Source organism: Streptomyces sp. NPDC033216, from assembly GCF_055577115.1.
In genome coordinates this window covers 298,562-310,547 of sequence record NZ_JBVIQK010000003.1, presented here as the reverse complement: position 1 = coordinate 310,547, position 11,986 = coordinate 298,562, and the positions used below count along the sequence as shown (strand labels likewise).

The following is an 11,986-nucleotide window of genomic DNA, read 5'->3' as shown; positions in this document are numbered from 1 at the left end:
TCCCTCTCCCCTTCGCTCCCCCCCCCCTCCCTCCCCCCCCCCCCCCCCCCCCCCCCCCCCCCCCCCCCCCCCCCCCCCCCCCCCCCCCCCCCCCCCCCCCCCCCCCCCCCTCCCCCGTACGCGTGCTCAGACGGAGGCCCGCCGCCCACGCCGGTGCGCGATCTCGCCGAGGACGACGTCCACGACGAGGAACCCGGCGAGGGGGATGCCGAGCAGGGGCACGCAGTAGCCGAGGACGGCGACCCCCGCCATGAGCGGCACCAGCACGTACGGCGGGACCTGGGCCCACGTGCCGCGCGGGATCGGCCTGCCGAAGGCGGAGCCTCGGCCGCGCTGCCACCACATGCGGTAGCCCCACACGATCAGCAGGATCAGCGCGAGCGCGAGCAGCATCAGGGCGATCTGGTTGACCAGGCCGAACAGGACGCCGGAGTGCAGGTCGATGCCCCAGCGGGTCAGCTTGGCGAGCACCGGGAAATCGTCGAAGCGCACGACGTCGGTGACCTCGCCGGTGGCCGGGTCGACGGCCACGGCGTCCTGCTTGGTGGGCCAACCGCGCTGCACCTGCCGGACCACGTACGCGGACTCGGCGTCGGCGGGCGGCACGATCTCCACCGGGTCGCCGAGGCCCTCGGTGCGGGCGGCGGACAGGATCCTGTCGAGGCCGACGCCGTGTTCGCCGTTCCCGCCGTCGCCGCCCGCCGCGTCATGGCCGGTGTGCTCGCCACCGCCCGCCGCCGCGGAGACGGCCGGGGTGGACTGGCCGAGCGAGGTGCGCAGCTCGTCGATGTGGGCTCCGGCGTACTGGGACCAGGTGAGTCCGGTGGCGGAGAGGAAGAAGAAGCCGGCCGCCGCCCAGGCGCCGACCGTGCCGTGCAGACCCAGCGTGCGACGCCGGCCGCCGGTGCCGCGGACCCTGCGCAGCGCGCGGCGGCGGGAGAACCACAGTGCGACGCCGCCGGCCGCGATCACCCACAGCCAGCTCGCCGCCAACTCGCTGTAGAGGCGGCCGTTCTCGCCGAGCCGCAGATCGCGGTGGAACTCGTCGATCCAGGTCCGCAGCGGCAGCGCGCCCGTCGAGCCGTACTGCTCCAGCGCCCCGCGCACCTCGCCGGTGTAGGGATCGACGAACACGGCCAGGGTGTGGGTCGCGTCGACGCCCTCGACGCCGGAGAGCAGCACCCGGGTGCTGGCGTCGTCCCGCGGGGAGGGCCGCACGGCCGCGACCGTGCCGTCGGGATGGGCCTTGCGGGCGGCGGCGACCTGCGCGGATATCGGCAGCTCGGAGTCGCCCACCGGAACGGTCGTCTCGTGGGCGTAGAGGAGCTTCTCGGCCTGGAAGGCGCCCGCGTAGAGGAAGCCGGTGAGGGCGGCGACGAGAAGGAAGGGGGCGACGAGCACGCCGGCGTAGAAATGCAGGCGCAGCACCAGCGGACGCAGCGGGGCCCAGGGACCGCGGGACCCGGGCCCGGTCTGCGCGGGCGGTGGGGCCGCGTCCGTGGTGGTCGAGGGAGCGGTGGACATGGCGGGCCTCTTCGGTGGTCGGTGATGACGTGTCAGCCGTGACGGACCAGTAGTCGGACCACGGCCCAGCCGAGTTCCCGGCCCGTTCGGTGAGCTGCGTCACAGAAGCCGTGGTCGTGGCATGCTGACCTGATGGCATCTCCCAGACATCGCGCACCTCTTGCCGAGCGGGTCGAGGAACTCCTCGACGAGGGCGGCCCGTTGCCGATCGTGGCGGCCGGTGACCCGGTCCTGCGCGCCGGCACCGAGCGCTACGACGGTCAGCTCGACCCCGCGCTGCTGGCCCGCTTCGTCGAGGCGCTGCGCCTCACCATGCGCGCGGCGCCGGGGGTGGGCCTGGCCGCACCGCAGGTCGGCGTGGAGCTGCGGATCGCCGTGATCGAGGACCCGGCGCCGGTGCCGGAGGAGGTGCGGATGGCCCGCGGCCGGGTGCCGCAGCCGTTCCGGGTCCTGGTCAACCCCGCCTGCACACCGGTGGGTTCCGGCCGAGCCGCCTTCTTCGAGGGATGTCTGAGCGTGCCGGGCTGGCAGGCGGTGGTGGCCCGGCACGCCGAGGTGCGGCTGACCGGCGAGGACGAGACGGGCCGGGTGCTGGACGAGGTCTTCGACGGGTGGCCCGCCCGGATCGTGCAGCACGAGACGGACCACCTCGACGGCCTGCTCTACCTGGACCGGGCCGAGCTGCGCTCGCTGTCCGCCAACGAGACGGTGGCGCAGCGGTGGGCGCATCCGACGCCGGAGGAGGCAGCCCGCGCGCTGGGCTTCGGGCTGCCCTGACCGGACCTCAGTCGTCCCGGAACGCCTCCAGCAGTCGCAGCCACACCTCGCTGATCGTCGGGTAGGACGGGACGGCGTGCCACAGGCGGGCGACGGGGACCTGACCGACGACGGCGACCGTCGCCGAGTGGATCAGTTCGCCGACGCCGGGGCCGACGAAGGTGACACCGCGCAGGATCTCGTCCTCCAGGTCGACGACCATGCGGGCGCGGCCCTTGTAGCCCTCGCCGTACAGGCCCGCTCCGGCGACCGAGGAGAGGTCGACGTCGACGGCGCGGACACGGTGGCCGGCCTCTTCCGCCTCCGCGAGGGAGAGCCCGATCGCGGCGGCCTCCGGGTCGGCGAAGACGACCTGCGGGACGGCGGCGTGGTCGGCGGTGGCGGCGTGGGCACCCCACGGACCGGAATCCAGGTCCGTCTCCCCCGAGGCGCGTGCGGCGATCGCCGCACCGGCGACGCGGGCCTGGTACTTGCCCTGATGGGTGAGCAGGGCACGGTGGTTGACGTCGCCGACCGCGTAGAGCCACTCGCTGCCCGTGACGCGCAGGCTGTCGTCGACCGGCAGCCAGGAACCCGGCTCCAGGCCCACGGTGTCGAGGCCGATGTCGTCGGTGCGCGGGGCGCGGCCGGTGGCGAAGAGGATCTCGTCGGCCTCGATCCGGTCGCCGGTGTCGGTGACGACCACGACCGTGCCGTCCGTGCGGGTCACCGACTGTACCGAGGTCCCGGTCCGCACGTCGGCACCGGCCGCGGTGAGCGCCTCGGCGACCATTTCGCCGGCGAACGGCTCCATGCGGTTGAGCAGCCCCTTGCCGCGCACCAGGAGGGTGACGTGGGAGCCGAGGGCCTGCCAGGCGGTGGCCATCTCGGTGGCGACCACTCCCCCGCCGACCACGACCAGGCGGCCGGGCACGGTCTGGGCACTCGTCGCCTCGCGGCTGGTCCACGGCCGGACCTCGGCCAGGCCCGGCAGGTCGGGCAGGACGGCCCGGGTGCCGGTGCACACGGCGACGGCGTGCCGGGCGGTCAGGACCGTGTCGCCGACGGTCACCGTACGGGGGCCGGTCAGGCGGCCGTGGCCGCGGTAGAGGTCGGCGCCGATGCCGTCCAGCCAGCCGACCTGGCCGTCGTCGTTCCAGTCGGCGGTGAAGTAGTTGCGGTGGGCGAGGACCGCGGCCGCGTCGAGGGGACCCTGCACCGCCTGGCGCAGGCCGGGCAGGCGTCGGGCGTCGGCCTGGGCGATGACCGGGCGCAGCAGGGCCTTGCTGGGCATGCAGGCCCAGTAGGAGCACTCGCCACCGACCAGTTCGCTCTCCACGACCGCGGTGGTGAGGCCGGCCGCGCGGGTGCGGTCGGCCACGTTCTCCCCCACGGGCCCGGCCCCGAGCACCACGACGTCGTACGCGATGGTTTCCGTTTCCGTCATGGGGTCAGTCTGGTGGGTGGTGTGCGGGGTGGCCACACGGGTAGGGGCGCGGAATACGCGACCGGCCGGCCGTGTTCTGGCGGACGGCTTCACCCCATGCCGGGAGGCCCGGCAGGAAGCACCGGGAAGAGGGAATGACGTCATGAGCAGCACCGTCGAGCTGACCAAGGAAAACTTCGACCAGACGGTCACGGACAACGACTTCGTCCTGATCGACTTCTGGGCGTCCTGGTGCGGGCCGTGCCGTCAGTTCGCCCCGGTCTACGAGAAGGCCGCCGAGGAGAACCCGGACCTCGTCTTCGGCAAGGTGGACACCGAGGCCCAGCCGGAACTGGCCGCGGCCTTCGGCATCCAGTCGATCCCCACGCTCATGATCGTCCGCGACCGGGTCGCCGTGTTCGCGCAGCCGGGCGCCCTGCCGGAGGCCGCCCTCACGGACGTCATCGGACAGGCCCGCGAGCTGGACATGGACGAGGTCCGCAAGTCCGTCGAGGAGCAGCAGTCCGCCCAGGGCGAGTGATCCCCGCGGTGTCACACGACCGCCCCCAGGGAGTGCCTGACGATTCCCTCCCGGTGCGCGACGCCCGGCACGGCACCTCGCCGCGTTGTCGGATCACCCGAGTACATCCGGTACGCGGACGATCCTCCGCCTTGCGACGCACCGCACCGGACGCCGCGCACCGATCAACGCGCACGGCGGACACGCCCTAGAAGGGGTACGGCGCCACGTCCCCGCGCACCGTCGTCCAGCGCACGTCCGTGAACGCCTCCAGGTTGGCCTCGCCGCCGAAGCGGGCGCCGGTGCCGGAGGCGGCGACCCCGCCGAACGGCGCCACGGCCTCGTCGTTGACCGTCTGGTCGTTGATGTGCACGATGCCGGTCGGGACGCGCTCGGCCAGTTCGAGGCCGCGGGCCGCGTCGCGGGTGACGATGCCCAGGGACAGGCCGTAGGGACCGGCCGCGGCCAGCGCGGCGGCCTCGTCGGGGGTGCCGAAGGCGCGGACCGGGGCGACCGGTCCGAAGACCTCCTCCGTATAGGCGGGGGTGTGCTCGTCGACGTCCGCGAGGACGGTCGGGCGGTAGAACAGGTCCTCGTGCGTGCCGCCCGCCGCGAGCTTCGCCCCGGCCGCCGTGCTGGCCTCGACGAGGCCGTGCACCTTGCCGAGCTGGCCGGCGTCGATGAGCGGACCGAGGTGGACCCGCGCGCGGTGCGGGTCCCCGACGGCGAGGGCGTCGGCCTTCGCCGCGAGCCGCTCCACGTACTCCTCGTAGAGCGAGGCGTGCACGAGGTGGCGGCCGGTGGTCATGCAGATCTGGCCCTGGTGGAAGAAGGAACCCCAGGCGGCGGTGGAGATCACCGCGTCGAGGTCGGCGTCCTCCAGGACGATCAGGGCGGAGTTCCCGCCGAGTTCCAGATGGGCGCGCTTGAGGTGGCGGCCGGCGGCCTCACCGACGGTCCGGCCGGCCGCGGTGGAGCCGGTGAAGGAGATCACCGGGACGCGCGGGTCGGCGACCAGGGCCGCGCCGGTCTCGGCGCCGCCCGGAAGGATGTGCAGCAGGCCTTCGGGAAGACCGGCCTCGGCGAAGACCGCGGCCAGGGCGAGCCCGCCGCAGACCGCCGTGCGCGGGTCGGGCTTCAGCACGACGGCGTTGCCGAGGGCCAGGGCCGGCGCGACCGAGCGGATCGACAGGATCAGCGGGGCGTTGAAGGGGGAGATGACGCCGACGACCCCCACGGGGACGCGCCGCGTGTACGACAGCCGGGGCTCCTCGCTGGGCAGGACCTGGCCGGCCGGGCGGGAGGCGAGGGCGGCGGCCTCGTAGCACTCCTGGGCGGCGACGTGCAGTTCGAAGCCGGCCTTGCCGGGGATGGAACCGGACTCGCGCACGAGCCATTCGCGCAGTTCGTCGGCGTGCGCGGCGAACAGGTCGCCGGCCCTGCGCAGCACCCCGGCGCGGACGGAGTGGGGGACGCGGGCCCACTGCGCCTGGGCGGTCCGGGCCACCTCCGCCGCCGGGGCGACGTCCTGCGCGCCGGCCAGGACCACCGTGCCGAGGGTGTCGCCGGTCGCCGGCTCGGTGACGGGACACGCGGGACCCGACAGCCCGCGGGACTGCCAGGTCGTGGGGTCGAGCAACGGCATGACGGCTCTCCGATCAGTGACCCGCGCGACGCGCTCCGGGAGCGGAGGTCCCCTGTGGTTCGCCGCCGTCGGGGCGGTCGCGTGGCGGGACGCGGTGATCCGGCACAGCCGGGCGAGCCGCGTCCGGTGTCGAACGCGTCCCCATCCGGTTGAGCACGCAACATCCTAGTCGTCCGGCGGCGGAAAGAGGCGGCGGCGAGACGGACGGGCCGTGGCCGGCGGGTGTCCGCCGTGGTGTTCAGGTCGAGTCGCGCCGCACCACCGTCGCCTCGAACAGTTCGTGCGACTCGGGTGGGCCGCCCGGGTTGCGGACCGCCCGGTCGACCAGTTCGGCGAGCCCCCGACCGGAGGGCAGCGCGATCCTGACGGTGCTGAGCCGGGGACGCAGCAGCCTGCCCAGCATCAGGTCGTCGGCGCCGATGACGGCCGCCTCCTCGGGGACGCGCACGCCCTCGTCCTGGAGCGCGCGCAGCAGCAGCATGGCGTACTCGTCGTTGTACGCGAAGACCGCGTCCAGGCCGAGGTCGGGCCAGCGCGCGGCGAGGGCGGCCGCCGACTCCTCGGTGTACGCCAGGGACAGCGCGGTGACCGTGGCGCCGGTGCCCTGCACGGCCTCGCGGGCGCCCTCGAGGCGGGGCACGGAGAACGTCTCCAGTCCTGGCTCCTCGGGCACGACCACGCCGATACGGCGACGGCCTCGCGCGAGCAGATGGCGTACGGCGCCGCCGCCGACGCCGGCATGGTCGGTGAGCAGGGCGTGGGCGCCGGCGACGGGTTCGGTGCCGAGAGTGACCACGGCACGGGCGCCCGAGCGTTTCAGCACGGCGACACCCTGCGGGCCCAGGCCGGGACCCGGCGCGAGGACGGCCACCGGCCGCAGTTCGGCCCAGGCGCGGGCGGCTTCGTCCCCGAGCAGTCCGCAGGCGCCGTACTGGACGACGGTGTAGTCGAGGCGGCTGAGGGCGCCCTGGAAGTCGTGCACGAACTGGCTGTAGAGGGGGCCCGCCGGGACGGGCGGGGAGGGCATCAGGACCATGCGGCTGTGCCCGGCGCGCAGACTGCGGGCCGCCGCGTGCGGGACGTACCCCAGTTCCTCGGCGGCCCGGTGGACGCGGCGGCGGGTGGGCTCGCTGATCCGGACGGCGCCGGTGTTGTTCAGGACGTAGGAGACGGTCGCGCGGGAGACGCCGGCCAGGCGGGCCACGTCGGCGCTCGTGGGCACGGAGCGCGGCGCCGACGGCGGTGTCGGCGCGGGCGTTTTCGGTATCTGCACCATGACGTACGGCATCTTGGCAGAAGCGGGGGCCGGGGTTTCGGGCGGGTTCGACCGCCCCGGGCCGGCCCGGTACCCGCGAACGGCCCGGCCCAGCGGCCGCACCACCTCCGTCCGACGGAGACGGGGCCGGCCGAGGGGAGCCCCCGACGACGGGGGGCGGCCGGCCATCGGGGGTGACCGGCCATCGGGGGGCGGCCGACCGCCGGGCCCCCGAAAACCGACCCCCGATGACCCGTCCCGCACTCCGGACACCGCACCGGACCGGGCCACCCCACCCGTCGGCGGTGCAGACCCTGCCGGGCTGGTGCGCCGGCGGACCCCGGCCGTCGGGTCGACCGGCCGCGCTGGCGGCCTCGTCGTCAGCCCTCCCCGCCGCGGCTTCCCGCGACCCGGTCCACCAGGTCGTTCCAGCCGGCCTCCAGGCGGGCCGGTGCGGTTTCGCACTGGCGGACGAGGTGGTGGATCAGAGGCGGGCTGAGGTAGCCCAGCAGCGTGTGGGCCAGCAGGTCCGGGTCGGCGCCCGGCGCCGCCTGGCGCAGGAGCAGGGAGAGGTGGCCGTGGTGGAGGCGGCGGACCGGGTTGGTGAAGCGGCGGTCCGGGCCGGCCTCGGCGGCGATCAGCAGGTCCAGCTGGTCGATGGCGCGCCGCAGGTAGGCGACGCCGAACGCGCGCAGCCGTTCGACCGGCGCGGCGCCGGGTCCCAGGGGCGGGGGTCCGCCGAGGAAGGCCGCCTGGAACTTCCGCTCGGAGTGGTCGAGCAGCGCGGTCAGCAGTCCGGTGCGGTCGCCGAAGCGGCGGAAGACCGTCCCTTTGCCGACGTTCGCCGCGGCGGCCACCGCCTCCATCGTGACCCCGGCCGCGCCGTGCTCGGCGACCAGGCGGGCCGCGGCGTCCAGCAGCCGGGCGCGGTTGCGGGCCGCGTCGGCGCGCAGGCAGGGTTCGTCCTCGGCGGACCCGAGCTCAAGCAGTTCGGGTCCGCCGAGGGGCGTCTCGGGTTCGGGGAAGGGTGGCAGTACGGCGGACATGAACTCAGCGTAAAGCACCGGGAATGAAACTGGACCACGGTCCGGTTAGGGTGCTAGAACTACTAAACGGACCTCGGTCCGGATCGTGACGCCCATGTTCCAGCCCCTTTGGGAGTAACCCATGTCTGTCCGCATCCTTGCGCTCGTCGGCAGCCTCCGCGCCGGTTCCACCAACCGCCAGCTCGCCGAGGCGGCCGTCAAGGTCGCTCCGGAGGGCGCGGAGGTCGACCTCTTCGAAGGCCTGGCCGACATCCCGTTCTACAACGAGGACCTCGACGTGGAGGGCAGCGTCCCGGCCGCCGCCGCCAAGCTGCGGGAGGCCGCCCAGGCCGCCGACGCCTTCCTGCTCTTCTCGCCCGAGTACAACGGCACCATCCCCGCCGTCCTGAAGAACGCCATCGACTGGCTGTCCCGGCCCTACGGTGCGGGTGCCTTCGGTGGCAAGCCGGTCGCCGTGGTCGGCACCGCGTTCGGCCAGTTCGGTGGCGTGTGGGCGCAGGACGAGGCCCGCAAGGCCGTGGGCATCGCCGGCGGCAAGGTCATCGAGGACCTCAAGCTCTCCATCCCCGGCTCGCTGACCCGCTTCGCCGAGACCCACCCGGCCGACGACGCCGAGGTCGCCGCGCAGCTGACCGAGGTCGTGTCCCGTCTGTACGGCCACGCGGGCGAGACCGTGGCCGCCTGATCTCCGTAGCGACTGCGACAGCGACAGCGAGGAGTCCGGAGTCGTCCGGGTCCTCGCTGTCCCCTTACGCACCGTGCCGCGGCAAAGCGGGTAAGAAGTGGTCGACCGCAGCGGCTGATGTCGTTCAACAGGGCGACCGCCGCCCGTCATGTCTGGTAGGGCTGACGGGATGCAGACTCTCTATCGACGACTCCTGCGACTGATGCCCCGGATCGGCGTCCAGGTGACCGACATCGCCCCGGGGACGGCTCTGGTCTCCCGGTCCGCCACCCCCCTGTCGGTCACCGGTGCCGACAAGGGCACCTGGGTCGTCCGGCGGACGAAGGCCGGCGCGGCCGCCGACCCGGACACCACCGCCGTCCGGCTCGGCGACACCGGCGCACTGCTGCTCATGGACGCGGCGACACGGCACGACGAACGCCGAATCCAGCTCGCGGCGGCCGAGTACCTGTGCACCCAGCACGTGGCCGCCATGCTCGCCCTGTACGAGGCGAACTGCGTCTTCGACGTCGGCGCCAACACCGGCCAGTACGCCCGGCGACTGCGCCGGCTCGGCTACACCGGGCGGATCGTGTCGTTCGAGCCCACCTCGGAGACGTTCGCCAAGCTGGAGAAGGCCGCCGCGCAGGATCCCGACTGGCACGTGTACCGGTGCGGTCTGGGCCGCGAGGAGACGACCGCCGAGATCCACACCGGCTGGAAGACCATGAACTCCCTGCTGGGGCCCAGCGACTACGGCAGGGACCGGTACAGCCGGTTCGACACGTCGGACACCGAGGAGATCCGCGTCCGGCGGCTCGACGAGGTCATGGACGAGGCGTTGGAAGGTCTCGCCGATCCGCGTCCCTACCTGAAGATGGACACCCAGGGCTACGACCTGGAGGTGTTCGCCGGGGCCGGTAAGCGGGTCGACGAGTTCGTCGGCATGCAGTCCGAGGTCGCCGTGCTGCGGCTGTACGAGGGCAGCCCCGGAATGGGCGAGGCCGTCGCGACGTACGAGGCGGCCGGGTTCGGCATCACCGGCATGTACCCGGTGACCCGCGAGGCGGCCACCGGCCGGGTGATCGAGTTCGACTGCGTGCTGATGCGCGCGGACGCCGCCCCCAAGCCGTAGCGCTCGGGCATCGAGCCGTAGGCGAGCCGCTGACCGGGCGCCGCGGTCGGCGCGGCCTCATCCCCGCTCGCCCGCCGACCGTGCGAGGCGGAACCCGACGTCGTCGACCCGGAACGTGGGATGGCTGCGGCGCCGCACGGAGGCCCGGCAGCTCCAGTGTTCGTCGAACCAGCCGCCGCCGCGCAGCACACGGTAGCTTCCGTAGGTGTCGTAGTGGTCCCAGCACCACTCCCACACATTGCCGAGGGTGTCGTGCAGCCCCCACCGGTTGGGGAGCTTGCCGCCCACTTCGTGGATCCGTTCCTCCGAGTTGCCGCGGTACCAGGCGATGTCGTCGAGGGCGCCGTAGCGCGGTCCGGTGGTGCCGGCCCGGCAGGCGTGCTCCCACTCGGCCTCGGTCGGCAGCCGGTACCCGTCGGCGAGGACGTCCCAGCCGACGCTCTCGTCGTCGGCCGCCAGAGCGTAGGCGGGGGTCAGTCCCTCGTGCCGGGACAGGGCGTTGCAGAAGCGGACCGCGTCCCACCAGGAGACGCTCTCCACGGGCAGCCCCCGCGGACCGTCGGGCCGCCCGTCGGTGACCCGCCCGTACAGCTCCCGGGTGACCGGGTACGCCCCGATCCGGTACGGCGCGACGTCCACCGCCCAGGTCCGGCTGGTCCGCCGGTCCGCCAACGTGACTCGGCCCGCCGCCACGTCGACCATTCGGTCCTGCGCCTTCGCGCTCATGGGCCGATGATCGCACCGACGGGACCCGGTCGTGTCCGGCTTCACCAGCTTCGGGCCACGGAACGCAGAGCGATCCAGCGGTCGCGCACGCGGGTGTAGTCCATGGTCAGCTGGAGTCGCCGGTCCTCCGGCGTGCCGCCCCCGGTCGTGCGGGCGATGACACGGCCCACCAGGCGTGCCGTGCCGCCGTCGACCGACACGGTCACGGTCTTCTCCTCGATCGCCTGGGGCACGAACGTGGCGGCGCGCAGGTCCGCCAGCCAGGCGGCCTTCGGCTGCTCCTCCCCCGTGGTCTGCGTCAGGGTGAAACCCTCGTCGAGCAGGGCGTCGAGTGCGGCGGTGTCGCCGTCGGCCATCGCGTGCAGATGTGCCCGGTAGGCGTCGATGACCTCCATGCGTGTGTTCACGTCGGCTGAGGGGTTCATACGGGCTCCTGTCGTCGTGCCCCGCCTCCGCCGTCGGCGCGACCGGCAGGGGTCGCGGTCACCGCGCGGCAGGACGAGGGCGTACCTCGGCGCATGCCTGTCAGTGATCATCATGGCTGCCGGGGTCGCCCCGTGCTCGCCGCGCCGCCGCCGACGGCGGGGAGGTGTCGGCGTGACCACGCCCCCGGCCGGCCCGGACACGCCCCCGGTCTCCCCGCCCCGCCATCGCCGGGACGCCTGCGGTCGTCCGTCCGGGGCTCCAACGGTACGGCCGGGAGACATACTTGACCCTGCGGGGCGCGTCCCGTGCCTGACACGAGAGAGGCGGCGATCCGGTGATCAGCGACAGCCAGGGACTGGGCAAGGCAGAGGTCCGGCTCAAGTGGGACCCCAGCCCCTGGGACGAGCCACCCCATCACCTCGACATCATCGCCACCACCTACTCGGCGGACGCCCCTCACGGACCGCCGGTGTACGTCGTCCACTTCGACAGCCGCTCACCGGACGGCACCATCAACATGAGCCGGCACAGCCAGACCGGTCAGGGCCTCGGCTATGTCGAGGCGATGACTCTGGAGCTGGACCGCCTCGCGTCCTCCTTCGCACGGGTGGTCGTGGGCGTGGTGATCCACCAGAACAGCGGACCGAAGACCTTCGGCGATCTGACGAACGCGGGGGTGCTGGTCCTGGAGGGGTACCGGGAGCTGCTCAAGGACGACTTCACCCGGCTCGCCGGTTCCACCGCTGCCACCGTCGCCGAGTTCACCCGGGCCACCCCGACGACGTGGACGTTTCGCGAACTGGTCCGGGGGTTCGACAGCGACCCCGTGGTCTTCACGGCGGAGATGGGCGGTGTCGCCTAGG

At 73.7% G+C, this 11,986-nt stretch carries 12 protein-coding genes; 5 read left to right on the top strand and 7 right to left on the bottom strand.

What is annotated here, in order from left to right:
- Positions 1–126 precede the first annotated feature (126 nt).
- Entirely contained in the window at positions 127–1,524 is a 1,398-nt protein-coding gene (locus ACZ5Y0_RS08050; RefSeq protein ID WP_469127773.1) for a PepSY-associated TM helix domain-containing protein, read from the bottom strand.
- 132 nt (positions 1,525–1,656) lie between these two features.
- Between ACZ5Y0_RS08050 and ACZ5Y0_RS08045 the strand changes: the two genes are divergently transcribed.
- Positions 1,657–2,301 (top strand): peptide deformylase, encoded by a 645-nt coding sequence (locus tag ACZ5Y0_RS08045; protein WP_469127772.1) that lies wholly within the window; start codon positions 1,657–1,659, stop codon positions 2,299–2,301.
- Between the two features lie 7 nt (positions 2,302–2,308).
- Here the strand turns inward: ACZ5Y0_RS08045 and ACZ5Y0_RS08040 are convergent, their stop codons facing one another.
- Positions 2,309–3,727, bottom strand: coding sequence for a dihydrolipoyl dehydrogenase family protein (locus tag ACZ5Y0_RS08040; RefSeq protein ID WP_469127771.1), 1,419 nt, complete (start codon positions 3,725–3,727; stop codon positions 2,309–2,311).
- A 142-nt stretch (positions 3,728–3,869) separates the two neighbouring features.
- Here ACZ5Y0_RS08040 and trxA point away from each other — a divergent pair, with 142 nt between their 5' ends.
- Entirely contained in the window at positions 3,870–4,247 is a 378-nt protein-coding gene (trxA, locus tag ACZ5Y0_RS08035) for a thioredoxin (RefSeq protein WP_469127770.1), read from the top strand.
- A gap of 187 nt (positions 4,248–4,434) precedes the next feature.
- Here the strand turns inward: trxA and ACZ5Y0_RS08030 are convergent, their stop codons facing one another.
- The 3 genes from ACZ5Y0_RS08030 to ACZ5Y0_RS08020 all read right to left on the bottom strand — a co-directional run bounded on the left by ACZ5Y0_RS08030 (position 4,435) and on the right by ACZ5Y0_RS08020 (position 8,172).
- The gene (locus ACZ5Y0_RS08030; RefSeq protein ID WP_469127769.1) at positions 4,435–5,871 is read right to left on the bottom strand and encodes an aldehyde dehydrogenase family protein; all 1,437 of its coding nucleotides are present in this window, start codon (positions 5,869–5,871) and stop codon (positions 4,435–4,437) included.
- A gap of 238 nt (positions 5,872–6,109) precedes the next feature.
- Positions 6,110–7,147 carry a LacI family DNA-binding transcriptional regulator gene (locus tag ACZ5Y0_RS08025; protein ID WP_469127768.1) on the bottom strand — a complete coding sequence of 346 codons (1,038 nt, stop codon included), beginning with the start codon at positions 7,145–7,147 and terminating at the stop codon, positions 6,110–6,112.
- Positions 7,148–7,506: 359 nt separating this feature from the next.
- Positions 7,507–8,172, bottom strand: a complete 666-nt coding sequence (locus ACZ5Y0_RS08020) for a TetR/AcrR family transcriptional regulator (protein ID WP_469127767.1) — start codon at positions 8,170–8,172, stop codon at positions 7,507–7,509.
- A 121-nt stretch (positions 8,173–8,293) separates the two neighbouring features.
- On the opposite strand from ACZ5Y0_RS08020, the gene ACZ5Y0_RS08015 reads away from it, so the two are divergent.
- Together ACZ5Y0_RS08015 and ACZ5Y0_RS08010 are read left to right on the top strand one after the other, a co-directional pair.
- Positions 8,294–8,857 (top strand): NAD(P)H-dependent oxidoreductase, encoded by a 564-nt coding sequence (locus tag ACZ5Y0_RS08015; RefSeq protein WP_469127766.1) that lies wholly within the window; start codon positions 8,294–8,296, stop codon positions 8,855–8,857.
- A gap of 169 nt (positions 8,858–9,026) precedes the next feature.
- A complete protein-coding gene (locus tag ACZ5Y0_RS08010; protein WP_469127765.1) occupies positions 9,027–9,971 on the top strand; it encodes an FkbM family methyltransferase in 945 nt (314 codons plus the stop codon).
- A 57-nt stretch (positions 9,972–10,028) separates the two neighbouring features.
- Here the strand turns inward: ACZ5Y0_RS08010 and ACZ5Y0_RS08005 are convergent, their stop codons facing one another.
- Both ACZ5Y0_RS08005 and ACZ5Y0_RS08000 read right to left on the bottom strand, forming a co-directional pair.
- Complete coding sequence (locus ACZ5Y0_RS08005) at positions 10,029–10,697, bottom strand: formylglycine-generating enzyme family protein (RefSeq protein ID WP_469127764.1); 669 nt, start codon at positions 10,695–10,697, stop codon at positions 10,029–10,031.
- A 41-nt stretch (positions 10,698–10,738) separates the two neighbouring features.
- Positions 10,739–11,122, bottom strand: coding sequence for a nuclear transport factor 2 family protein (locus ACZ5Y0_RS08000; protein WP_469127763.1), 384 nt, complete (start codon positions 11,120–11,122; stop codon positions 10,739–10,741).
- 335 nt (positions 11,123–11,457) lie between these two features.
- Between ACZ5Y0_RS08000 and ACZ5Y0_RS07995 the strand changes: the two genes are divergently transcribed.
- A complete protein-coding gene (locus ACZ5Y0_RS07995; protein ID WP_469127762.1) occupies positions 11,458–11,985 on the top strand; it encodes a TerD family protein in 528 nt (175 codons plus the stop codon).
- The last annotated feature ends 1 nt before the right edge of the window (position 11,986 follow it).